This is a genomic window from Streptomyces sp. NPDC031445 (genome assembly GCF_055581365.1).
Map to the genome: position 1 here is coordinate 1 of NZ_JBVIJO010000031.1, position 21,964 is coordinate 21,964.

The 21,964-nt window shown below is 71.4% G+C and carries 22 protein-coding genes and 5 pseudogenes; 14 read left to right on the top strand and 13 right to left on the bottom strand.

Going from position 1 to position 21,964, the window contains the following annotated elements:
• The first annotated feature begins 110 nt into the window (after positions 1 to 110).
• Positions 111 to 1,367 carry an MFS transporter gene (locus ACZ5DC_RS39595; RefSeq protein WP_468661185.1) on the top strand — a complete coding sequence of 419 codons (1,257 nt, stop codon included), beginning with the start codon at positions 111 to 113 and terminating at the stop codon, positions 1,365 to 1,367.
• 203 nt (positions 1,368 to 1,570) lie between these two features.
• On the opposite strand, the pseudogene ACZ5DC_RS39600 reads toward ACZ5DC_RS39595, so the two are convergent.
• Positions 1,571 to 2,271, bottom strand: a pseudogene (locus ACZ5DC_RS39600) (IS630 family transposase); the annotation flags it as partial.
• A gap of 71 nt (positions 2,272 to 2,342) precedes the next feature.
• Here ACZ5DC_RS39600 and ACZ5DC_RS39605 point away from each other — a divergent pair.
• Positions 2,343 to 2,678, top strand: coding sequence for an ankyrin repeat domain-containing protein (locus ACZ5DC_RS39605; protein WP_468661187.1), 336 nt, complete (start codon positions 2,343 to 2,345; stop codon positions 2,676 to 2,678).
• On the opposite strand, the gene ACZ5DC_RS39610 is transcribed toward ACZ5DC_RS39605, so the two are convergent.
• Positions 2,650 to 3,458 (bottom strand): IS5 family transposase gene (locus tag ACZ5DC_RS39610; RefSeq protein WP_468661189.1). Its coding sequence is split into 2 segments (ribosomal slippage): positions 2,650 to 3,111 and positions 3,114 to 3,458, totalling 807 coding nucleotides; the frame shifts between segments, so codons are not numbered across the junction. The two genes, ACZ5DC_RS39605 and ACZ5DC_RS39610, sit on opposite strands and share 29 nt — an antisense overlap.
• Before the next feature lie 42 nt (positions 3,459 to 3,500).
• Between ACZ5DC_RS39610 and ACZ5DC_RS39615 the strand changes: the two genes are divergently transcribed.
• From ACZ5DC_RS39615 to ACZ5DC_RS39625, 3 genes and pseudogenes are all read left to right on the top strand, one after another.
• Positions 3,501 to 3,845, top strand: coding sequence for a hypothetical protein (locus ACZ5DC_RS39615; RefSeq protein ID WP_468661191.1), 345 nt, complete (start codon positions 3,501 to 3,503; stop codon positions 3,843 to 3,845).
• An 18-nt stretch (positions 3,846 to 3,863) separates the two neighbouring features.
• Positions 3,864 to 4,079 (top strand): annotated as a pseudogene (locus ACZ5DC_RS39620) (NF041680 family putative transposase); the annotation flags it as partial.
• 3 nt (positions 4,080 to 4,082) lie between these two features.
• Positions 4,083 to 4,193, top strand: a pseudogene (locus ACZ5DC_RS39625) (4-oxalocrotonate tautomerase); the annotation flags it as partial.
• A gap of 264 nt (positions 4,194 to 4,457) precedes the next feature.
• On the opposite strand, the gene ACZ5DC_RS39630 reads toward ACZ5DC_RS39625, so the two are convergent.
• On the bottom strand, positions 4,458 to 4,835 hold the full coding sequence (locus ACZ5DC_RS39630; protein ID WP_366752108.1) for a MerR family DNA-binding transcriptional regulator: 378 nt from the start codon (positions 4,833 to 4,835) through the stop codon (positions 4,458 to 4,460).
• A 75-nt stretch (positions 4,836 to 4,910) separates the two neighbouring features.
• Here ACZ5DC_RS39630 and ACZ5DC_RS39635 point away from each other — a divergent pair, with 75 nt between their 5' ends.
• Together ACZ5DC_RS39635 and ACZ5DC_RS39640 are read left to right on the top strand one after the other, a co-directional pair.
• Entirely contained in the window at positions 4,911 to 5,639 is a 729-nt protein-coding gene (locus ACZ5DC_RS39635; protein WP_468661193.1) for an SDR family oxidoreductase, read from the top strand.
• A 155-nt stretch (positions 5,640 to 5,794) separates the two neighbouring features.
• Positions 5,795 to 5,977: a hypothetical protein gene (locus ACZ5DC_RS39640; protein WP_468661195.1), complete on the top strand. Its 183-nt coding sequence runs from the start codon at positions 5,795 to 5,797 to the stop codon at positions 5,975 to 5,977.
• Between the two features lie 169 nt (positions 5,978 to 6,146).
• On the opposite strand, the pseudogene ACZ5DC_RS39645 reads toward ACZ5DC_RS39640, so the two are convergent.
• Both ACZ5DC_RS39645 and ACZ5DC_RS39650 read right to left on the bottom strand, forming a co-directional pair.
• Positions 6,147 to 6,328: pseudogene (locus tag ACZ5DC_RS39645) on the bottom strand (hypothetical protein); the annotation flags it as partial.
• Between the two features lie 186 nt (positions 6,329 to 6,514).
• On the bottom strand, positions 6,515 to 7,393 hold the full coding sequence (locus ACZ5DC_RS39650; RefSeq protein WP_468661197.1) for an alpha/beta fold hydrolase: 879 nt from the start codon (positions 7,391 to 7,393) through the stop codon (positions 6,515 to 6,517).
• Between the two features lie 137 nt (positions 7,394 to 7,530).
• Here ACZ5DC_RS39650 and ACZ5DC_RS39655 point away from each other — a divergent pair, with 137 nt between their 5' ends.
• Positions 7,531 to 9,483, top strand: coding sequence for a BTAD domain-containing putative transcriptional regulator (locus tag ACZ5DC_RS39655; RefSeq protein ID WP_468661199.1), 1,953 nt, complete (start codon positions 7,531 to 7,533; stop codon positions 9,481 to 9,483).
• A 323-nt stretch (positions 9,484 to 9,806) separates the two neighbouring features.
• Here ACZ5DC_RS39655 and ACZ5DC_RS39660 read toward each other — a convergent pair whose 3' ends face one another.
• The 3 genes from ACZ5DC_RS39660 to ACZ5DC_RS39670 all read right to left on the bottom strand — a co-directional run bounded on the left by ACZ5DC_RS39660 (position 9,807) and on the right by ACZ5DC_RS39670 (position 12,802).
• The gene (locus ACZ5DC_RS39660) at positions 9,807 to 10,490 is read right to left on the bottom strand and encodes a restriction endonuclease (protein WP_468661201.1); all 684 of its coding nucleotides are present in this window, start codon (positions 10,488 to 10,490) and stop codon (positions 9,807 to 9,809) included.
• Positions 10,491 to 11,420: 930 nt separating this feature from the next.
• Positions 11,421 to 11,975 (bottom strand): dihydrofolate reductase family protein, encoded by a 555-nt coding sequence (locus ACZ5DC_RS39665; RefSeq protein WP_468661203.1) that lies wholly within the window; start codon positions 11,973 to 11,975, stop codon positions 11,421 to 11,423.
• A 107-nt stretch (positions 11,976 to 12,082) separates the two neighbouring features.
• Positions 12,083 to 12,802 carry a helix-turn-helix domain-containing protein gene (locus ACZ5DC_RS39670; protein WP_468661230.1) on the bottom strand — a complete coding sequence of 240 codons (720 nt, stop codon included), beginning with the start codon at positions 12,800 to 12,802 and terminating at the stop codon, positions 12,083 to 12,085.
• Between the two features lie 760 nt (positions 12,803 to 13,562).
• Here ACZ5DC_RS39670 and ACZ5DC_RS39675 point away from each other — a divergent pair.
• Complete coding sequence (locus tag ACZ5DC_RS39675; protein ID WP_468661205.1) at positions 13,563 to 14,411, top strand: alpha/beta fold hydrolase; 849 nt, start codon at positions 13,563 to 13,565, stop codon at positions 14,409 to 14,411.
• A 94-nt stretch (positions 14,412 to 14,505) separates the two neighbouring features.
• Positions 14,506 to 15,222 (top strand): alpha/beta fold hydrolase, encoded by a 717-nt coding sequence (locus tag ACZ5DC_RS39680; protein ID WP_468661207.1) that lies wholly within the window; start codon positions 14,506 to 14,508, stop codon positions 15,220 to 15,222.
• Between the two features lie 435 nt (positions 15,223 to 15,657).
• Here the strand turns inward: ACZ5DC_RS39680 and ACZ5DC_RS39685 are convergent, their stop codons facing one another.
• On the bottom strand, positions 15,658 to 16,125 hold the full coding sequence (locus ACZ5DC_RS39685; RefSeq protein WP_468661232.1) for a hypothetical protein: 468 nt from the start codon (positions 16,123 to 16,125) through the stop codon (positions 15,658 to 15,660).
• A gap of 90 nt (positions 16,126 to 16,215) precedes the next feature.
• Here ACZ5DC_RS39685 and ACZ5DC_RS39690 point away from each other — a divergent pair, with 90 nt between their 5' ends.
• Together ACZ5DC_RS39690 and ACZ5DC_RS39695 are read left to right on the top strand one after the other, a co-directional pair.
• The gene (locus ACZ5DC_RS39690) at positions 16,216 to 16,572 is read left to right on the top strand and encodes a MerR family transcriptional regulator (RefSeq protein ID WP_468661208.1); all 357 of its coding nucleotides are present in this window, start codon (positions 16,216 to 16,218) and stop codon (positions 16,570 to 16,572) included.
• A 147-nt stretch (positions 16,573 to 16,719) separates the two neighbouring features.
• A pseudogene (locus ACZ5DC_RS39695) lies at positions 16,720 to 16,950 on the top strand (helix-turn-helix domain-containing protein); the annotation flags it as partial.
• Between the two features lie 392 nt (positions 16,951 to 17,342).
• On the opposite strand, the gene ACZ5DC_RS39700 reads toward ACZ5DC_RS39695, so the two are convergent.
• From ACZ5DC_RS39700 to ACZ5DC_RS39710, 3 genes are all read right to left on the bottom strand, one after another.
• A complete protein-coding gene (locus ACZ5DC_RS39700) occupies positions 17,343 to 17,828 on the bottom strand; it encodes a lipocalin-like domain-containing protein (protein WP_468661210.1) in 486 nt (161 codons plus the stop codon).
• A gap of 66 nt (positions 17,829 to 17,894) precedes the next feature.
• A complete protein-coding gene (locus tag ACZ5DC_RS39705; protein ID WP_468661212.1) occupies positions 17,895 to 19,472 on the bottom strand; it encodes an aldehyde dehydrogenase (NADP(+)) in 1,578 nt (525 codons plus the stop codon).
• Complete coding sequence (locus ACZ5DC_RS39710; RefSeq protein WP_468661214.1) at positions 19,469 to 20,098, bottom strand: cysteine hydrolase family protein; 630 nt, start codon at positions 20,096 to 20,098, stop codon at positions 19,469 to 19,471. Before ACZ5DC_RS39710 ends, ACZ5DC_RS39705 begins: the two co-directional genes overlap by 4 nt.
• A gap of 172 nt (positions 20,099 to 20,270) precedes the next feature.
• On the opposite strand from ACZ5DC_RS39710, the gene ACZ5DC_RS39715 reads away from it, so the two are divergent.
• Positions 20,271 to 20,870 (top strand): TetR/AcrR family transcriptional regulator, encoded by a 600-nt coding sequence (locus ACZ5DC_RS39715; RefSeq protein ID WP_468661216.1) that lies wholly within the window; start codon positions 20,271 to 20,273, stop codon positions 20,868 to 20,870.
• On the opposite strand, the gene ACZ5DC_RS39720 is transcribed toward ACZ5DC_RS39715, so the two are convergent.
• The gene (locus tag ACZ5DC_RS39720; protein WP_468661218.1) at positions 20,818 to 21,519 is read right to left on the bottom strand and encodes a PEP-utilizing enzyme; all 702 of its coding nucleotides are present in this window, start codon (positions 21,517 to 21,519) and stop codon (positions 20,818 to 20,820) included. The genes ACZ5DC_RS39715 and ACZ5DC_RS39720 overlap by 53 nt on opposite strands.
• A gap of 43 nt (positions 21,520 to 21,562) precedes the next feature.
• On the opposite strand from ACZ5DC_RS39720, the gene ACZ5DC_RS39725 reads away from it, so the two are divergent.
• A complete protein-coding gene (locus ACZ5DC_RS39725) occupies positions 21,563 to 21,943 on the top strand; it encodes a hypothetical protein (protein WP_468661220.1) in 381 nt (126 codons plus the stop codon).
• Positions 21,944 to 21,964 lie beyond the last annotated feature (21 nt).

A 21,964-nucleotide genomic window follows, 5' to 3' on the forward strand; every position in this document is an offset into this window, starting at 1 on the left:
CGCGATCTCCCACAGCCCGTCCGGAACAATCCAACTCCACGTACCCCGCCCCATACGCAGCCCAACGAGCGATCACCACATAGGACACCGTCTAAAAGGCAAGGTGAACGTTGTTACGCGGTCGTCAGAATGAACCGACGCCGATTCCTCTCTGGCGTAATCGCGACTTCCTCCTGCTGTGGACGGGGCAGGTCGTCTCAACGATCGGCTCCCGGGTCAGCGGAATCGCGTACCCGCTGCTCGTGCTGGCCCTGACCGGTTCTGCCGCTCAGGCTGGCCTGGTGTCCGCCGCGCAGACGGCCCCCTTCCTGGTCTGGTTCGTGCCGGCCGGCGCGCTCGTCGACCGCTGGCCCCGCAAGCGGATCCTGCTCGTCGCCGACGCCGGCCGGGCGATCGCCCTGGCCTCGGTCGCGGTGGCAGTCCTGCTCGGCCGGCTCACCATCGGCCACGTCGTCGTGGTGGCGTTCACCGAAGGGACGCTGTACGTCTTCTTCCTCCTCGCCGAGACCGCCGCCCTGCCCTTCGTGGTGTCCCCCTCGCAGCTGCCGGCGGCGGTTGCCCAGAACCAGGCCCGCGACCAAGGTGCCGGCCTGGTCGGCCAGCCGCTGGGAGGCTTCCTCTTCGCCCTGGGCCACGCCGTCCCGTTCGCGCTCGACGCGGTGTCCTATCTGGTGGGCGTCGTCATGACTGCCCCCCTCCGGCGGCCTCTGCAGGAGGAACGCCCGCCGGAGCGCCGCCACTTGGTGGCGGAGATAGGGGAGGGCCTGCGCTGGCTGTGGCGTCAGCACCTGCTCCGTACGCTCGTGGCGATCGCCTCGGTCGGCAACCTCGCCTTCAGCGCCCTCAGCCTGACCATCATCGTGCGCGCCAGGGAACTCGGCGCGTCCACGACCTCGATCGGTACCGTCCTGGGCCTGTTCGGCGTGGGCGCGATCGCCGGCGCCGTGGCCGCCCCACGGGTGCAGCGGCTGGTCCCCTCAAACGCGATCCTGCTCGGCGCTCTGTGGTGGTGGGTGGTGCAGATGGTGGCGCTCGCGCTTGCGCCGAGCGTGTTCGTGCTGGGTGCCGTCTACACAGTCGGTGGCCTGGTGGGCCCGATCTTCCAGACCGCCAACGCCGCCTACCGTTACGCCTTGACGCCCGACCGTCTCCAGGGCCGTGTGTATGGAGTCTCCCGGATGATCGGCTGGTGCACCGTCCCATTGGGCGCCCTTCTCGGCGGCTTCTCGCTGCAGAGTTTCGGCGCGGTGCCTACCTTCGCCGCTCTGGCAGCATGCCTGGCGGTTGTGGCGGTCGTGTCGACGGCGAGCAGGCAGGTCAGACAGGCAACGAGACCGGAAACCGCGGCAGCCTCCAGCACGCGATGATATGCAGTCCTCCCTACCTTGTTGATCGGGACGAGCGAGCCATTCGTAGGGTCCTACCTTCTTGACCCGGTTGATCAAGGCCACTTGTAAGGTCTGGAGGCCCAGAGACACCGGGTATGGCTTTCGGAGGGTCGCCCTCGATGGCTCCCCCAACCTGGCCGCCCGGTGTCTCACGACGGCCTGACCGCTGATTACTGAGGTTTTCAGGGTGGAGTCGGTTGGTCGATAGCCAGGCCGGTGGCGGTGAGGCAGCCGTCGGTGAGGTGGGGTCGGAGTTGGATCCTGCGTAACTCGCGGCGGAGTTTGCAGTCGAGGTCGTGGGGTGTGTCGAAGGCAGTGTTGGCCATGGCCCTGCGCACGAGTGACCAGACGGCCTCGACGGGGTTCAGGTCGGGTGCGTATGAGGGGAGACGGACGGTGGTGAGCCAGTCGTGCTCGGCTTCGTACTTTTTCAAGCCCGCTGCCAGGTGGGTGTTGAGATTGTCCCAGACCACCACGATGGGACCGTCGAGCTGAATGTGGGCCCTCACCAACAGGTCTCGGTAATCCTGCCAGGAGAAGCTCTTCCGTGCTCCTTTCAGGAGCAGATGCTGACGGGGCCGGTAGATCAGTCTTGCGGTCTCGCCGGGTTTGTAGCAGAACAGCGCGGCGACCGAAGTCCTGCGGCGGGATCTTCCCCGAACGCGGACAACGGGCGTGTGGCCACGTGGTCCCCAGGTCCGGGCCCGGGGCGGAGTCATCGCGAATCCGGCCTCGTCCTCGAAAACGATCCACGCCCCGGACGCCGCCGCGAGACTTTTACCCGCGGCCACACCTCCTTCTTCCACAGCTCCACCGCGTGCTCGTCGCGTTCGAGTGCACGGCGGGCAGGTGCCTGCCAGGACCAGCCGTGCCGCTTTAGAAGTCATCTCAATTGGCGACTGGCGGCGTGCATAGTGGCTGGCAGACGGGCTGCGATGGCGGTTGAATGCGTCGGTGAGCGACTACTGGACACCCGCCCATCGCGCGGTCGAGCACGAGGACGCGGAGACTCTGGCCCGGTTGCTGGCCGACGGTTCCGATCCCGATGAGGTCTTCAGCAACATGACGCTGCTGACGCACGCGATCGACGTCGAGGGCGACGGCTCTCTGCAGAGCGGCCAGGCGTTGACTGTGCATACCACCGCTGTGCTGCTGGCCTTCGGGGCTGACCCGCAGCTCGCCGATCCCGACGGTCGCACCCCCATGGACATGGCCAATCACTGCGGCCACGACCTGGCGGTGAAGCTTCTGCAAGCCCACATCAGCGGGCGAGCCGCCGGTAACAGATGAGGGTGCAGGCGATGCTTGTGAAAGCGAGGAAGTGCTCGGCCTTGTGCTCGTAGCGACGGTGGAGGCGGCGGCAGCCGGCCAGCCAGGACATGGTGCGTTCGATGGTCCAACGGTGGCGCCCCAGACGCTGCGACGTCTCAACTCCCTTGCGGGCGATGCGGTGTCGGATGCCTCGGCTGCTTAACCATCGCCGCAGGCGGGCGTAGTCGTAGCCCTTGTCGGCGTGGAGCTTGCCGGGCTTGCGGCGCCGGGGGCCTCGGCGGGACCGGACCGGCGGGATGCCCTTCACGAGGGGTATCAGGGCCTGGCTGTCGTGCACGTTGGCCCCGGAGATGCCGACAGACAGGGGCAGACCGGTCCGCTCGGTGATCAGATGGATCTTTGAGCCGTACTTGCCCCGGTCGACAGGATTCGGACCTGTCAGTTCCTCCTTTTCAGGGCGCGCATGTTCACCGAGTCGATCGCGCATCGCGACCAGTCCAGGTCGCCGCGGGAGCCGAGCTCGTCGAGGACCAGGCGGTGGAGCTTGGCCCACACCCTGGCCTTCGTCCACTCGGCGAAGCGTCGATGGGCCGTGGCACCCGACGGCCCGAACGACGCCGACGGCAACTGCTGCCACGTGCAGCCAGACGCGGCCACGAACACGATCGCGGCCAGCACCTCACGGTCACCGTGCCTTCGTCTGCCACCGCCCTGAGGCCGTACCGGCGCCTCCGGCACCACTCGCTGGAACAGCTCCCACAACTTGTCCGGCACCAGCCGCTCAACTATCCCCACCACGGCCGACAGCCTACCCAGGCAACCAAATGAGATGACGTCTAAGTGACCTACGCGCCCACGGTGCCCGAGCGCCAGTTACGCGAACTCGGCTCGGTGCTGCCGCATCTGGTGTCCCTGGCCGTGGAGTGCCCCGAGGAGCCGTACGACGGCGAGTTGCAGCCCGGGGATGTCGAGATTCGCTTCCGGCCGCTGAGCCCGCTGAGCCCGCTGGACCGTAGTGACCTGTCCGTGGTGATCGAGATCAGGTCGAAGTGGGCCGCCGGCAGGGAAGCCAACCGGCAAGAGCGCGTGGATGCGCTTCACGCGGACGTCCGCGCTGCCACCGGGATCGTCGACCTCGGCGTTTACCTGTCCCTGCCGAGCGCCGCCTGGTCCCAGGGAGACTGATCACCCACACCGGACGGCATTGTCTCCCGGTACGTGTGTCTGACCGTCCGAGGCGATGAGCTGTTCGAGCCGGCGGACGCGGTGTTGTGTGCGCCGGGTGCGGTGCGCTCGGCGGTTGAGCTGACGTGGTTTCCCGACGGGCGCCGGGGCCTGGCCTTGGACGTCTCGCCCTGGCAGCGGTCGGGCGCACCGTGCTCGCCGGACCGGCTGTTCCGCCATGTCTACGGACGGGCGACCATGCGTTTCGCCACCTTCAAGATCCCCGCAAAGACCCTCACCGCGAAGCAGAAGGAGGAGATCCTCATCCGCACCACCGAGTTGTACGTCGAGCTCTGCGGTGAGCGCGCCGGACAGCACCTGTGAACCGAGGGCCAACCGGCCGCGCGAGGCCGGCCGGGACCTCCTGGCCGACGGGACCAGGCTCATCAGGCCCGCGAGGGATGATCCCCGCACAGGCCGCCGTTGGGCACGACCACCCGGTCGGGGCGGGGTCGGCACGGTACCGACCACGGGTGAGCCGTCGAACGGCTCGGGTTCGCTCGTCCGCAGGGCGAACTGCCCCAACCGAGACAGCGAGGCCAGGCCGCTGGGGAGACATCTGGCCGGTCGCGCCTACGGGTGCGTGTCCGTGATCGCGATCACCTCGTCGAGGCGGTCCCGGGCGGCCTCCAGGTCTTCGATCTTGGCCTGGATGCGCTCGCGCTCGACGCGCAGCATGGCTCGTTGATCGGCGTCGGTGTGCCCGGAGTCCCAGCACGGAAGGAGTTCGGTGATCCTCCGGCTGGTCAGGCCGGCGGCGAACATCTGCTGGAAGAAGCGAACCAGGGGGATGGCCTCCTGCCGGTACAGGCGCTGGCCGGACGGGCTGCGCTCCGCGGTGAGCAGCCCCTGCTGCTCGTAGTAGCGCACGGCGCGCACCGAGACGCCGGCGCCCCGTGCCACCTCTCCGATGCGGATCAACCGCTCGGTCGCGTCCGCTGTGACAGACATGGTGACTCCTCTCACCCCGGCTCTGACGGTCGGCACTTGCCTCTGACGTTAACGTCAGGTTTTAGCGTACCGGCCATGGATATCAACAACTCCGTCGCCCTTGTCACCGGAGCCAACCGCGGCTTGGGCCGCGCCTTCGCCCAGCGCCTGCTCGAACGGGGCGCCCGCAAGGTCTACGCGACCGCCCGCCGACCGGAGACCGTGGACGTGCCCGGGGTCGAGGTCCTGCCCCTCGACATCACCGACCCCGCATCCGTGAGGGCCGCCGCCGAGGCCGCCCCGGACGTCTCGCTACTCGTCAACAACGCGGGAATCAGTACGGGGACCGACCTGGTGACCGGTTCGCTGGACACGGTGCGGCGCGAACTGGAGACCAACATGTTCGGCCACCTGGAAATGATCCGGACATTGGCGCCGGCGCTCGCCAGGAACGGCGGGGGCGCGATCGTCAACGTCCTCTCCGCCATGTCGTGGTTCGGGGGCAAAGGCGCCGGCGCCTACCACCTGTCCAAGGCCGCCGCCTGGGCCATGACCAACGGCGTCCGCCTGGAGCTCGCCGAGCAGGGCACGCTCGTCACAGCGGTACACCTCGGCCTGGCCGACACCGACATGGCCGCGGGCTGGCCCGTGGACAAGATCGCTCCGCCGGACCTGGCCGACGCGGCGCTCGACGGTGTCGAGGCGGGCTCCGCCGAGGTCCTCGCCGACCAGTGGAGCCGGGATGTCAAGTCCCGTCTGCCCCTGACGCCGGAAGAGTTCAACGCCGCAATGGACCGCGCGCTGGCGGCGCTGATGGCAGCCTGAGGCCCCCTCGGGCCGCACGGGCTTCAGTCGGCTGCTTATCGACTTTCAGCGCCGGTGAATCGATGCCGTCGACCAACACCGCAGTCCCTGCGAACGCCGAGGCGAGGCCTTCGCGGCTACTCACCGACCCGGAGGGACGAACCCAGTACGCCGACATGGGCCGGGCGATCCTGGCGGTGTACCGGTCGGCGGCGAAGCCGGCCATGGCCGAGGCCGGCCAGAAGTTCGCGTCGGCGGCCGTACGACCGGGATCGGCCTTGCTGCCCGCCGACGACTCCTTCGACGAGGCCAACGACACCCGGCGGGCCGCCGACCGCGCCGGCGCGCGCATCGACTAGCTCGAAGGACTGGGCACTGAGCGCTGCGCACTGGTGTGGATGGTGCAAGGCCCGCACCACGGCGCGGAGGCGCTCAACCGGTTCTAAGGCACCCTGGGCTGGGGCTCAGCACCGGCCGCGGAGTCGGTCGGCGGCGGTCGGCCAAGTCGGCTCCCGGTGCCAGTAACGCAACGATGCGAGCCGTGGCAGGAGGTGGCCAGGTAGCGCAGGGCCGCCTGGTGCCGGCCGTACCGGTGCGGGGCGCGGCGGACCGCCGCCTCCTCCAGCTCCTCGAAGCAGCGGTGCCCGGCGCGCCGAGCCGCGCGCGTGGTCCAGCGCGATCCGCCACGGCACCGGGTGCGGCACCGGGTCCAAGTCGTCGGCACTGGCGGCGGAGCGGAAGGGACACGGTCGTACATCCGTGGCGCTCTGCCGCGCTCTGCCGAACGTCGCCCGGTGCTCCGGCGGGACGCCGCAGCGGCCGTAGGGAGGCGGCCCGGTCGGCGGCAGCCGGATCGCGGGGCCCGCCCGCTGCCGGCCGTGGCCCGGTCCGCGGGCTCAGCGGAGCAGCAGGTCGCGGATCGCCCGCGTGATCTCGTCGGGCGCCTCCTCCGCCATGAAGTGTCCCGCCCTCGTGAGCCGGTGGTCCAGGTCCGGTGCCCACGCGTGCCAGATCGCGGTGGCGTCGTAGCCCAGTCGCACGCCCCAGTCCTGCTGGACGACCGTCACGGGCATGGCCAGCTGGGAACCGGCGTCCCGGTCCGCCTGGTCGTGTGCGACGTCGATGCCCGCCGAGGCCCGGTAGTCGGCGACGATCGACGGTACGGCCGCGGCGCTCGCCCGCAGGTACGCGGCCCGGACCTGTTCCGGCATGGCGGCGGGATCGCCGGCCCAGGCGTCGAGGAAGGAGCCGAAGTAGGCGTCCGCGCTGTTGGCGATCATCGTCTCCGGCAGCCCCGGCGGCTGCGCCATGAGGAACAGGTGGTAGCCGACCGCCGCCGGGACACCGTGCAGGACGTCCCACATGTCCAGCGTCGGCAGGACATCGAGGATGCCGAGGTGTGTGAGGGTCTCGGGATGGTCCAGCCCCGCCCGGAAGGCGACCAGGGCGCCCCGGTCGTGGCCGACCAGGGCGAAGCGCTCATGGCCGAGAGCCGCCGCCAGGGCGACGATATCGGCGGCCATGGTGCGCTTGGAGTACACCTCGGGGCCGGTGGCCGCCGGCTTGTCGCTGGCGCCGTAGCCGCGCAGGTCGGGACAGATCACCGTGTGCTCGCCGGCGAGCCGCTCCGCGACGTGCCGCCACATCAGGTGGGTCTGCGGAAAGCCGTGCAGCAGCACGACCGGGCTGCCGTCGCCGCCGACGGCGGCGGCCAGCTCCACTCCGTCCGTGCCGGGCAGGCGGACGTGGTCGAAACCGGGAACGGTGAGCGTCATGAAAGGCCCTTTCCTGGGGTCGGCGGACCGGTGGAAGCCCTGGTCCGAGGACTGACCGGACCAGCGTGCGCGACGGCGATCAGCAGCCGATCAGTACGCTTCGACGCCGCGCACCGGCGGCACGGAAGATGGAGGGCATGCAAATCGACGTGCTCGGTGCCGTGCGGGCCCTCCGGGATGACGGCACACCGGTGGACCTGGGCGGGCCCCGCCACCGCGAGGTGCTCGCCCGGCTCGTCGCCGCCGGGGGGCGGATGGTCGCCACCGACACCCTCGTGGACGACCTGTGGGCCGAGCCGCCGGTGCGCGCCGTGGGTGCGTTGCGCACGTTCGTCGCCGCGCTGCGCCGCGCCATCGAACCCGACCGGCCGCCGCGCACTCCGCCGCGCGTCCTCGTCACGGAGGGCCCCGGCTACGTGCTGCGCCTCCCGCGCGACGACGTGGACGTCCACCGGTTCGAGGACGCCCTGGCCCGCGCCCGGCGTACCCCTGATGCGCTGGCCGGCCTCGACGCGGCCCTCGCGGCCTGGCGCGGCCTCGCCTACGCCGACGTGACCGGCTCCGCCTGGGCCCAGCGCGAGCGGACCCGGTTGGAGGAGCTGAGGCTGGAGGGGGTGGAGCTGCGCGCCCGCCTCCTCCTCGACTCCGGTTCAGGAGCCGAGCTGGTCGCCGAACTGGGCGCCCACGTCACCGAACACCCCTGGCGCGAGCCCGCGTGGGGGCTGCTGGCCCGCGCACTGCACCGGGCGGGCCGGCAGGCGGACGCGCTGGCCACCCTCCGCCGCGCCCGCACGATGCTCGCGGACCAGCTCGGACTCGACCCCGGTGCCGACCTCCGGCGCCTGGAGACGGACATCCTCCGCGGAGCTACGACGCTCCAGCCCACCCGTACCGCGCGTACCGCGTGGACGTGGTCCGCCGGAGTACGGCTCGGCCCGCGCACCACCGTCGAGCTGGCGCGCACCCTGGCCCTGGCCGGTGGTGACGCCCTCGTCCACTCCCGGCGCGACCGCCTCGCCGCCGCCCGGGCCGCGGAGCGCACCGGGGACATCGCCCTGACCGCCCGCGTCATCGGCGCCTACGACGTCCCTGCCCTGTGGAGCCGGGCCGACGACCCCGAGCAGTCCCGCGCCGTCGTCGCGGCGGCCGAACGTACGCTCACTGCGCTCGGTCCCGACGGCCCCGCCGAACTGCGCGCCCGGCTGCTGGCCACCGTCGCGGTCGAGAGCCGCAGCGCCGATGCGTCCGGCACCGAACGAAGGCGTGCCGGACAGGCTGCGCGCGAGGCGGAGGCGCTGGCCCGGGAGCTGGGCGACCCCGCCCTGCTGGTGTTCGCCCTCAACGGTGTGTTCCTCCAGTCCTTCACCCGGCCGGGGCTCGCGGCGGCACGGGACGCGATCGGCATCGAGATGCTCGACCTGGCCACCCGGCACGAGCTGTCGAACTTCGCCGTGCTCGGCCGGCTCATCCGCCTGCAATCCGCCTCCGCCCTCGGCGACCTGCACGCCGCGACCGCGCACGCCGAGGCCGCCGAGCAGCTCGCCGTCAGCACCGAGGCCTCTGTCGTGCCCGTCCTCACCGACTGGTTCCGGGCCCGGGCAACGGCCGCCCGCAGCGCCGAACCGGGCGGACCGACCGCCGCCACGGCCGCGGCGCAGTACCGCGTCGCCGAGGACGCCCTCGCCGGAACGGCGGGCATGCCGGGACTGCACCGGGGCCTGTTCGCCCTCGCCCTCCTGGGCCTGCGTCTCCTGCACGACCGTCCCGCGCCCACCGACTCCGCCCTCGACTGGGGCCCCTACCGTCCCTGGACGCAGCCCTTGGTGCTGCTCGCCCGGAACCGGGCCGAGGAGGCCCGCACCGCCCTGGCCTGGGCGCCCGAGCCACCTCCTGATCACATGCAGGAGGCGCTGTGGTGCCTGACCGCCCACGCCGCCGCCCGCCTCGGCGAGCGCGCGGTCGCCGCCCGCGCCGCGACGGCCCTGCGCCCCGCCCGCACCGAACACGCGGGCGGGGCGAGCGGGTTGCTGACGCTGGGGCCGGTGGCGCGGTATCTGGCTGAGGCGGAGGCATGCGCCCGCAAGAGATGACCGGCATCGTCCGCGGTCCCGCCGGCACGCCTGCTCCTGCCACCTGGGCCGGGCAACGGGACCTTCGAAGCGGCCCGTTCACCTATGCCCGAGGGGGGCCGTGGACTCTTCCGCCCCGCCGGACCGCGGCAAGCCTTCTCCTTCTCCTGCTCCTGCGCAGGGCCCGCGGCTGTCACGCGGCGGGCGGCCACTGCCCATGCCGCCGCCCGTACCGAAGCCGAGGACCACGCCGATCGGCTGGTGAACGCGCCACCTCCCAGGTCCGACGCGTCTTCGCCCTTGCCTTCACCGACCCTGATCGGGCCACTGGTGGAGTGGCACCGTCAGGCGGAGGGGTGCCGGCGGACGGTGCCGCCGCCGCGTCCGCTCAACGGGATCAGGGTCTCCAGATGAGCGCCCCTCACCCAGGAGCCCAGCAGGTCGCGGTGCAGGGCCACGATGTCCTGCCGCACCGCCAGGCCCAGCGCGGCCTTCGTGAAGGCACGGCAGGTGGTGACGAACAAGGCGACGTCGGCGCCGTGTTCGAGGCGGGCGGTGCCGACGAATTTCTGCATGTCCTGCGAGGACACACTGCGGTGCGGAGCGTACTTCTTGCACTGGACGACCAGCTTGCGGCCGTCGGCCAGGTAGCCGACGACATCCGCGCCCAGATCGCCGCTCCTGCCGTTCACGACGACGCTCGTGCAGCCGTCGCGCCGGCACAGATCGGCGACGTACGCCTCGAACTCCTGCCACGACAACGCGTCGACCTCGGCCATGGACAACTCCCGCGCCCTGGTCTCCTCCTGCTCCCTCCATTCACGGTCCTGGCCGACCGCACGACGGTGCGCCCGCAGCAGCGCCCACCCGGCCCCGCCCACCACGGCCGCAGCTAGGACGGCCACCAGGACGGGCCACAGCACCGACCAGTGCCCGGCCACCCACACCCCGGCGGCCACCGCACCCCAGCCCTGCAACCGCCTGCGCGTCCGCTTCTTCAGACGTCGGCTCCGTCGACGTGCTGCCATCACTCCCCCGCTCCTCGGCCCCGTTGCCCGGCCGTGGGCGCCGGCTGCCCTCGGCATGTGCGGTGGCTCATCGGCCGGCGGCAGTACCGCCACGTTGATGGTCAGCACCCGTCCAGACCTCCCCCGCCGGCCCGCCACCACTGCACCGGGACGGCGAAACGCCGCCCGGCCTTCTTGTGTAGCCGGACCTTGGTGACGCTGGAGGCGGGTCGTCTGCAAATGGCTGAACTGACAGCGCACTGACCGGATCAGGTGTGCGGGACCCGAACTCGCCGCCGGCACCGGTCATCTCGCGCGTTCGGCTCTGTCTGCGGCCAGGACGCTGTCGAGTACGGCGGAGGCGGGGGCCCGCGTCCTCGGTGTGGGCCGCCGAGAGACAGCCCTGGAAGAGACCGCCGCCGTCAACTCCAACATCGCGACCCTCGCCGTCGACGTGCGCTGGGAGCAGGCTCCCGGCCTGATCACCGACGCGGCGATCGACCGGTGGAGCCAACTGGACGTGCTGGTCATCGCGCCCACCATGCTCGCCCAAGCGGCACTCCCCCATCTGCGCCGCAGCCATGGCTCGATCATCAAGTCCCCAGCACCTACGGCCACCGCCCGCGGCGTCCTGGATCGTTCGCTTCGCCGATCCCACGTCGACCTGGCTCACGGGCCGGATCCTCACGATCGACGGCGGGCTGGAAGTGGTCTGATCCGCATGCCCTGTCGGGGCTCGTGCCCGGTTCCGGGTTTCCGCGGGCCCCGGCCGCATGCCGGTGAGCCCGCACGGTCTTCCCCACATGGCCGGACCTTCGCGGACGGGGGGGGCGAGCGCGCCGCGCCTGTTCCGACCGACGACCCGAGGCCGCGCTCACACCGATGTGTGTGTCGCCTCCCACGAGGTGCGCCGAGCCGGGAACACGTCGGCATCCGGTGCCACGCGAAGGTTCAGCGTGCCGGGCGGTAGGTCGCGATGATCACTCCGCTGCTCGTGGGCCGGGCCTCGACCAACTGGAGCCTCCTCATCGGGGCGTCGTCGGTGAACAACTTCTTGCGGCCCTCGCCGGCCACCACCGGGTGGATCAGCAGTGTGAGTTCGTCGAGCAGGTCGAGTTCGAGGAGCGAGCGCACCAGCGTGGGGCTGCCCGCGACGGTGATGTCCTTGCCCTGGCCCGACTTGAGCTCGTTGACGGCGGACGCGAGGTCGCCCCTGATCAGCGTGCTGTTCGCCCAGTCCTCGACGCTGTCCAGCGTGGAGGAGACGACGTACTTGGGCGACTCGTTGATCCACTTCGCGAAACCGGCGTCCTCACCGCTGGTGACCGTCGGCCAGTAGCCGGCCCACTCGATGAACGTCACTGCGCCCAGCAGGATCGTGTCCGCCGTCTCCAGCGTGCCGGCCAGCGCCGCGCCCATCTCCTCGTCGAACGCGAACTGCCACTCGTTGGGCGACTGCGCGACACCGTCGAGCGAGACGAACAGACCCGAGACGACCTTGCGCATGATTCCTCCATGAGTGCTTCCAAGGGGCTCTCCGCCCGCCCCGGCCGGGGCGGGGAGACCCGTCGGCCACGTCGGCCACGTCGGCCACGTCGGCCACGTCGAGGACATTAGGCAGGCGCCAGGAGCGAGGTCTTGTACAGAAGCGACAGCGGTTCCGTCGCGTCCGGTGCGCTCAGCTGGGTGGCGGTCCTTCCCACATACCGTTTCAGGGACCGCGCCAGGTGCGGCTGGTCGAAGTACCCCAGGCGGTGCGTGACCTCCGGGGCCGGCACGCCCTCCTGGATCAGCACCGCCGCCTGGCGGGCGCGGTGGATCTGCCGGATGGCGCCCTGGGTCAGGCCGGTCGCCGCGACGAAGCGCCGCTGCAGCGTCCGCTCGGACACGTCCGGGCCGGCGCCGCCGAGCACCGCGGGGACGACCGGGTCCACGTCCACGATGCCCTCGCGCACCATGCGGCGCACGAACGCCTCGGCGTTGCCGTAGTCGGGGACGTGCCAGGCCGACCCTTTCAGCCACAGCGAGCGCCTCGTCACGTCGGGGATCTCCGCGCTGCCGCCCACCAGCCGGCTGACCGGGATGTGCGGCATCGACGTCCCCAGGGCGAAGCTGATCCCGAAGAAGACGGAGTCCTCCGGCACCGGGGCGAGCGACGCCTTCGCCTCCGGGCCCAGCACCGCCGCCTGCGCCTCGCCCCGGTGCCGCCAGAACACCAGTTCCCAGTGCGCCGTCGCCACGGACATCATCCGGCAGACGTCTTCGCTTCGACTGCGCCACACCCGCTCGACGTACGCCAGCTCCGACGGTCGGCTCTCGATCAGCAAGCCCATCACGGTCCCCCAGCTCCCGCACAGGCCCCGGCCCGGCCATGGCGCGTTCCGTACCATCCTGTCAGCCCGCCGGCGTCTTCACATTCGGTCAACGGCAGTCGGCACCTTCGACGGCCCCGGCCGGCACACGTGTCCGGCTCGACACCTGATCGGCAGGACCCTGGGCGGGCCGCGACATCCGGAGGACCTCGGCGCCTCTGATTCACCTGCCTGGTCAATAGTTCGCGGCGTTCAGCAGGTCTCCGAGGTCGCGGGCAGCGCCCGGCGTCGCAGAGGTCGGAGGCACACCGGGGCCGGTCCGCCTGCCGAGTGGCGGGGCCGGGAGCCCACACTCCCGGGAAGCCGGCTACGAGGCCGCACCCGCCCCGGGGTCAGTGCGCCCAGTACGCGCCGCGCAGCCGTGAGGCGATCGGGCGGCCCGCGCTCGTCGCGGCCGGCGACAGCGACCTCGCCATCCGCCCTCACACGTCGAGCTGCTCGGCGTCCGCCACCCCAACATCCGCATGCGGGCCCGGCCTTCGCCGTTCAGCGAGCCGCCCCAGGGCCACTCCCCACCGGTCTCCGACCCCGAGCGGTGAACGACCACCTCACGAAGGTCGCTTTGTCCAGACGCGTTATGAATGCCCGACCTTCCGCCTCACCTCTCCCCCAACTGAGTTGTGCACAACTTAATTGGACGCTATGTTTCTCACGTCACCCCGGAGCGGACCGCCCCGGCAGACACGTTCCGTCGCACGCCCACTGTCCGAGGAGAGCCACCATGGACCTGAAGACCGTCTTCCGCCCCACCCGCACGCGCATCGCCGTGCTGGGCGCCATCGCCGGGGTCTCGGCCCTCACGCTGGCAGTCACCACCCCCGCCAGCGCGGCCAGGGCCGAGCACCGCGCGGCGGGCGAGAAGCCCACCGTCGTCCTGGTCCACGGCGCCTTCGCGGACGCCTCCAGCTGGAACGGCGTCGTCAAGCGGCTGCAGCACGAGGGCTATCCGGTGGTGGCGCCCGCCAACCCGCTGCGCGGACTGGCCGACGACTCCGCCTACGTCCGCAGCGTGCTGGCGAGCGTCAAGGGACCGGTCGTCCTCGTCGGCCACTCCTACGGCGGCGCGGTGATCAGCGAGGCCGCGACCGGCGACCAGAACGTCAAGGCGCTGGTGTACATCGGCGCCTTCCTCCCCGACAAGGGCGAAAGCGCGCTGGAACTGTCCAACAAGTTCCCCGGCAGCACCCTCGGCGAGAACCTCGCCCCCGTCACCTTCCCCCTCCCCGGCGGCGGCACCGGCACCGACCTGTACATCAAGGCGGACAAGTTCCACGACCAGTTCGCCGCCGACGTACCCAGGCCCACCACCGACCTCATGGCCGCCACCCAGCGCCCCATCGCCGCCAGCGCCCTGGAGGAGAAGGCCACCGAGCCCGCCTGGAAGGCCATCCCCTCCTTCGACCTGGTCACCACCCAGGACAAGAACATCCCGCCGGCCGCCCAGCGCTTCATGGCCAAGCGCGCCCACGCCCACACCGTCGAGATCGACGCCTCCCACGCCGTCTCCGTCTCCCGGCCGGCCGCGGTCACCCACCTGATCGAACAGGCCGCCCGCAGCACCACCCGCTGACCCCGCGCACACCGTCCGGCGCCCGGACGACCGGAGCCGGCGCGGCAGACGCAGACACCGACCGCCGTACCACCGCACGAGAAGGAGACACGCCATGAACAGCAAGCCGGAGAACAAGCCCACGGTCGTCCTGGTCCACGGAGCGTTCGCCGACGCCTCCAGCTGGAACGGTGTCATCGAGCGGCTGCGGCACGCCGGCTATCCGGTGGTGGCACCCGCCAACCCGCTGCGCGGACTGGCCGACGACGCCGACGGTCTGCGCGACTACCTCCACAGCGTGCAGGGCCCCGTCGTCCTGGTGGGCCACTCCTACGGCGGCGCCGTGATCAGCCAGGCCGCCACCGGCAACGCCGAGGTCAAGGCCCTCGTCTACATCGCCGCCTTCATCCCCGACGCGGGCGAGAGCGCATTGGAGCTGTCCGACAAGTTCCCCGGCAGCACCCTCGACCCCAACCTCGACCCGGTCGGCAACGGCACCCGGACCGACCTGTACATCAAGGCCGACACGTTCCACGACCAGTTCGCCGCCGACGTGCCCAGGCCCACCACCGACCTCATGGCCGCCACCCAGCGCCCCATCGCCGCGAACGCCCTGGAGGAGAAGGCCACCGAGCCCGCCTGGAAGACCATCCCCTCCTGGAGCCTGATCGCCACGCAGGACTACAACATCCCGCCGGCCGCCCAGCGCTTCATGGCCGAACGCGCCCACGCCCACACCGTCGAGATCGACGCCTCCCACGCCGTCTCCGTCTCCCAGCCGGCCGCCGTGGCCGACCTGATCGAACACGCCGCCCGCACCGTCACCCGCTGACCGCCCCTCACCGCACAACGGTCACGCACAGGCGAGTTCGTCGTGGCGCGCCCACCCGGACCGCCTCGCCACCCGGATCTACGGAGTGGAGAGCCGGATCATCAACCGGTCCACCCTGCCGTCCCGAGCGGATCCGACGGTCGGACAGGACACCCTCCGTGCCACGCTGACCTAACGGGAGGCATGACGCGACAGAGGCCCACCGGACACCCGGTGGGCCTCCGCGCTGCGTCCCGGCCGGTCACCGCCGACCGTCCGCTGACGCTCCGGCAGACGCGGCGCGGGCCGATCTCCATGCCGCTGACGATGGGTGCCCGCACCACGACGGCGCACCTGATCGCGCCCCAGAACAGGACGGCATGCCGACGGCCGCGGCGATGCCCCCTTCGCAACGAGGCCGTTCGGCACATCACGGCCAAGCGACTCGTCTGGGTCCTACCGGCCCGCGTCGCCGAGCGGTTGTCCGGCAGAGGGGTCCACAAGGTCGGTGCGTCGAGCCCGCCACCACGGCACAAGCTGGACGACGCCGAACGCCACCTCGGCGACGAAGAACAGCCACAGCCAGCGCGGAGCACCGTGTGCCAGCGCATACGCCTGCCACGCGGCGAAAAGCGTGCGCGCGATGCCGTCGAACAGTCCGTGCACCGGCAGCGGGTCGATGATCCGGAGCAGCGCCCAGACGACCACCACTGAACCCATCAGATTCGCGTAAAGAATCTCTATCGGGTCGAGGGCAGGCAGGGCGCCCAGCCCGAGCGCGTCACCGGTCTTCGACAGCGCGTCGTGCACCAGGGGGTAGGTCCACGGCGTGGCGAAACCGGCTGTGACCACGAGGTCGTACCAAGCACTTGTGCGTACGACGCGAAGACAGGCGGGGTGGGAAGAGGCGAAAAGACGGAACACGGCGAGGCTCCTGCTGGTCTCCTGCACGGACGCCACGACGGTAAACAGTGGAGTACTGTCCAAGGTCAAGTCCGCAGTTCAGGGCGAGCCGTGCGTATCGGGGAGCTGGCCGCGCAAGCGGGACTGACCAGGGACACCATCCGTTTCTACGAGAAGATCGGTCTCGTCACGGGGCGGCGTCTGGCCAACGGTTATCGCGACTTCCCGCCGGAGGCAGTGCCCTGGCTGCAGTACGTCCGCACCGCACAGACGCTCGGCTTCTCGCTGGCCGAGATCGCGCAGACCGGCGAGGAACTGCGGAACGCGCCCGACACCGCCGAGGCGTTGTCCGCGCTGTTCAAGGAGAAGATCAAGGTTATCGACGCGCGTATGGCGCAGCTTGCCGCCCTGCGGGCCGAGCTCGACGCACGTGCCGGCACCGGATGCCCGCTGCGGGCCGCCGGCTGAACCGGGTGGGCATCGACAACAGGCCTCGACCTCTCTCGAATCATTTTCCCAACCTGATCGCGCCGTGGGCGATGTGGCCAGCTGTACCGCGCGACGAAGCTCCTGGTGGCTGGGGTCACGGCCGAGATCACCCATGCACACCAGATCGGGACGCTCCGGCGGCGGCTTCCCGTCGGCCGGCAGGCTCTGCCTGCGCTTGCCCACCCGCGGTGCGGGGACACCTACGCCCGACTCGCCGCCGGGTTCGGCGCCGGTATCGCGACCGTGTATCGCTGCATACACGAGGCCGTTGACGTCTTGGCCGCCATGGCCCCGCCCCTGGTCTCAGCGATGATCACAGCGCGCAGGAAGGCGTTCGTCATCCTGGACGGCACGCTCCCTGTCACCCGTCCGGACGCCGCTGCGGTGCAAGCCCCCGGCGACCGCAGCGACCTCCGCCCCCTCTGCCGCCTGCGCGGTCCGGGTGGCGCTCGCCCTCCTCCGGTCACCCGCCGAGCCGGCGAGTGACCCCCGAAGTCGTGGCGGCGGCCCTGTCCGGTCGGGCAGACGTGAGGAGAGGGCCGCCGAGGCCGTACGGGAGGCCAGGCCGGTGGACCGGACCGCCGCACGGGAAACGGGTCACCCGTCGTCGCGGCGTGTCACACCGAGGCGGCCGTCCCGCTGCCGCCGCCCGCGTGGACGGAGGCAGCCCTCACAGGTGACGACGAGGAGACCCGCGCGAAGGGTTCACCCGGGGATGCCCGTGGCGGGGCCGGCGGCGGCGCTCGTGGTCAGGTCAGCCTGTGCCAGGTGAGTTCGGCCGTGCGCTCCGCACCCCAGAGCCGGGTGGGAGTGGCGACGGCGAGCCGGAGGAACGAGCCCACGAAACGCACCTTGCGCACCTGGGAGCGGCCGATCCAGTTCGGGAAGAGGCTGGTGGTGACGTGGTGCTCCACGGTGGTGGGGTCCACGACCTCGAACGGCCCGCCGTAGGAGACGTAGCCCGCCGCCGCCCGCGCCAGTTCGTCGGTCTCCGCTTCCTCGAGACGTGCCGACCTCAGAGGCGGGCGGCCGTCGCGTCCCAGCTGGGCGGACATGTAGCCCTCCGGGGTGTAGACGATCAGGCCGTACGGGGCGGGGCCGAGGGGGTGGATGACCTCTCCGTCGGAGCTTTCGGCGGTGTATGACACGAGCTGCCATGCGCCGAGCAGTCTCCGGCGCACCTCCTCGCGGGCCTCGCGCTCGTCGTCCGCGGCGGTTTGGCCGGTGGCGGTCACAGAAGGGCTCCTTTCCTTGGTGGGGGGCGGGCCCCGTCCGGTGGCGGACGGGGCCGTGGGGGCGGTTCAGTCCTGGGTGAGTTCGCCGTCGACGACCCGCCACAGGTGCAGCGGGTTCGCCTCGCGCAGCGGCTGCGGCAGAAGGTCGTCGGGGAAATTCTGGTAGGTGACCGGCCGTATGAACCGCTCGATCGCTCCCATGCCGACAGAGGTGAAGCGGCTGTCGGAGGTGGCCGGGAACGGGCCGCCGTGGGTGGTGGCGTAGGTGACCTCCTGCGGGATCGAGAAGGCGTTGAACACGATGCGTCCCGTACGGCGCTCCAGGACCGGCAGGAGCCGCTGGGCCTCGGTGCGGTCGGCGGCGTCGGCATGCAGGGTGGCCGAGAGCTGTCCGCGGAACGCGCGGGCCGCCTCCAGCAGTTGCTCCGGGCCCGTCAGCCGTACCAGCAGGAGGGCGGGGCCGAAGACCTCCTCGCGCAGGGCCGGCTCGGCCAGGAACCGCTCCCCGCTGACTTCGTACAGCTGGGACTGGCCGTCCCACGCGCCGTCCGGGGCCGGTCCCGCGGCGATCCGGGTGGCGCCCTCGTCCGCCAGGCGCCGGGCGTTGCGGGTGTAGGCGTCGTGGATGCCGGGCGTGAGCATGGTCCGCGCGGCCACCTTCTCCACCTCGGCGATCGCGGCGTCCCGCAGTTCCCGGAAACCGGGCCCGTCGACTGCGAGGAGGACGGCGGGCTTCAGGCAGGCCTGTCCGACGTTGTACATGCCGCGCTGGACCAGGCCGCCGCCGATCTCCGCTCCGCGTGCCGCGAGGGCGGCGGGCAGGACGAAGGTCGGGTTGACGCTGGTCATCTCGGTGAACACCGGGATGGGGTCGGGGCGCTGCTGGGCCCGGCGGTACAGGGCCATGCCGCCGGTCTCGGAGCCCGTGAAGGTGACCGCCCGGACCAGGGGGTGGTCCACCAGCGCCTCACCGATCTCGTTGCCCGCGCCGCGGACGAGGGAGAAGACGCCCTCGTGCAGTCCGGCCTCGGCGACGGCCTCCTGGATGACCCGGCCCTCGATCTCGGAGGCACCGGGGTGCGCGTTGTGGGCCTTCACGATGACCGGGCAGCCGGCCGCCAGTGCCGAGGCGACGTCACCACCCGCCACCGAGTAGGAGATCGGGAAGTTGCTGGCGCCGAAGACCACGACCGGGCCGAGGGCGACCTTCTGCAACCGGTGGTCGAGGCGCGGTGCGGGCTGCCGGTCCGGCTGCGCGGGGTCGACGGTCGCCTGGAGGAATCGGCCCTTGCGGACGACGACGGCGAACTTGCGGAACACGCCGGCGGTCCGTACGGCCTCGCCCTCGAACTGGGCGGCCGTCAGACCGGTCTCCAGCTCGAGACGTGCGGCGAGCCGGTCCTTGGCCGCCTCCAGCTTGTCCGCGACGAGCTCCAGGAAGGCCGCGCGCTCGGCCAGGCCGGTGTGGCTGTAGCTGTCGAACGCCTCGTCGGCCAGGCGGACCGCGCGGTCGACCTCGGCCGCGCCTCCGAAGGCGAACTCGGGCCCGACGAGTTCTCCGGTGGCGGGGTTGAGCGCCTTCATGGTTCCCGCGGTCGCGGGCACCTGGGAGGCTCCGATCAGCAGGTCTCCGGTGAGGGTCATGCGTGTGCTCCCTTGAATGCGGCGGTGAGCTCGTCGGTGGTGGTGATGGCGTGGGCGTAGGTGGGACCGTTCAGCTCGTGCGCGGCGTGCACCATCTCGGGCAGGAACGCCGCGGTGGCGTCGCGCACCAGGGTCACGTGATAGCCGAGTTCCATGGCGAAGCGGCCGGTCGACTCGATGCACGTGTTCGCCAGCAGGCCGACGAGCACCACGTGGGTGATGCCGTGCTGCTTGAGCTGGAAGTCGAGGTCCGTGTTGGCGAACCCGCTCTGCGCCCAGTGCTCCTGGACCACGGGCTCGCCCGGCTGCGGCTGGAAGTCGGGGTGGAACTCGCCGCCCCAGGTCCCGCGAGCGAAGCTGTGGCGCTCCATGATGCCGAGCTGGGTGGGGTTGGGGTGGTCCCACGTCTCGTAGTCGCCCGGCTCCCAGCGGCGGTGCGGGACGAACACGACGCGGACGCCGTTCTCGCGGGCGGAGGCGACCACGGAGCGGAGGTGGTCCAGCAGCCTCACCTCCCGCGCCACGGGTTCCAGGCGCGGCCAGATCTTGCCGCCCTCGGAGAGGAAGTCGTTGAAGGGGTCGACCAGCAGGACGGCCGTGCGACGGGGGTCGTAGGTCCGGGTCATCGGTTCAGCTCCGATCTGGATGATGAGTAACATCCTGAATCCAGATTACGTACGTCATCCAGAAAGTCAAACGGAGCGACTGGACGGCCTGCTTTGACAGGCGCAGGTGTATGATGTACGTCATCCAGTTGCGCGGTTCCCCACCGCGTCGCTCCATGAAAGGCAGGGTCGGATGGGCCACTCACAGGCGGAGAAGGCGGCGACCCGTGAACGGGTGCTGCGGATCACCTCACGCAAGATCCGCGCCGAAGGCGTCACCCGCCCCGGGATCGCGGAACTCATGAGCGAGGCCGGGCTGACGCACGGCGGTTTCTACAAGCACTTCCGGTCGCGGGACGACCTGATCACCCAGGCCGCCGCCTTCGCCCTGGCGGAGGGCACCGCGAAGATGGAGCGGTCCGCGCGGAAGAACGAGCAGGATCCGCGAGCCGGACTGATCGACGCCTACCTCGCCAAGCAGCACCGGGACGCACCGGCCACCGGTTGCGCACTGGTCACTCTCGGTGCCGCCGCCGCGCGCGGCGGCCAGGACGTCAAGGAGGCGTACGAGAAGCAGGTCCGCACCTACCTGGACCTCATCGCCGGCTTGGACGACGACGCCGAGGACGGGGAGGACGCCCGGGCGGAGGCGATGGTCACCCTGAGCGCCCTCGTCGGTGCCGTGCTCATGGCCCGGGCCGTGGATGATCAGGAGTTCTCCGACGAACTGCTGGAGACGGTCACCGCCCGGCTGTCGCGGCACGCGTCACACGACACGGTTCCGGCCACCTGATACGTGTCCCGGGCCGGGAGCCGGCGCCGGGGCGTACGACCGCACGGCGCCGCCCGGTTCCGGGCCGGGGGCGCACCTCCGGGGCGTGCGGCGATCCCTGGTGCTCAGCGGGCCACCCGCCCGCGGCGGCGGGCCGCGACCGCCCGGTACCGGCCCGCCAGCCGAACCGAGGGCGGACCGGGTCTCTGGTCTGCTCCAGCCAGAGGCGCATGCCCTCCGGGCGGGCCTCGGGCTGTTCGAGCCGGCTCTCCACACGCGGGACAGCCGCGTGGCCTTCACGCGGTCGGCTCCGGTCTTCCGGCCGCCGACGCGGGGCGAGCCCGGGTAACTCGGGAACGGTGAACGCCCCGGCGCCTCCGTCGGCGGCCAGGGGCGTGCCCGAGGAGAAGCGGGTGGTCGCGCCCGCGACGCCGACCGCGGTGGGAACGCCGTGCTCGCGGGCCGGGACGGCGGGGTGTGACAGGACACTGCCCGTGTCCGCCACCAGCCCGCCGATGTCCGGCGGCCGGGGCGCGAGGGCCGGGTCCGGTGAGTCCGCGACGAGTACCGTGTGATCGGGACGCGCACCCTGTCCGTGCCAGGCGGTGCCGACGCCGAACCCGCCGCCCGGCGGTCCTGGCCCCTCTTCGGCAGACGGCCGCCGTGACATCGGGCCCGGCCGGGGCGTGCCGCGTGAACTGGTGGCGTTCCCTGTGCGTGCTGCCGTCCATGAGCCGGTCGGGACCACCCCGCACCACCTTCCCCAGGACACGGTCGGTACGGCCCTCGACCGGATCCGCACCGGACACCCCGCCGGCGACCGACGCGAGCATCGGCTGCGCGAGCACCGCCATGCCGTCGGCGGACAGGTGCTGGAGGAGGTCCGGCGCCTGGAGAGCTTCCGGGACGTGACGCTCCTGGTCGAACCCGGCGACCGCGTCGTTCCCACCACGTGGGATCTGGGGTACCCGGCGACGCTCACCTTGAGCCACCCCGTGGAGGCCGTCCTGCGGCGCGACATGAACACGCTCCGCTTCCTGGACGGCACGGGGATGTACGAGGTGCAGGAGGACCCGGGCCCCGCACGGGTGTGACCGGTCCGCCGAGCGGCCGGT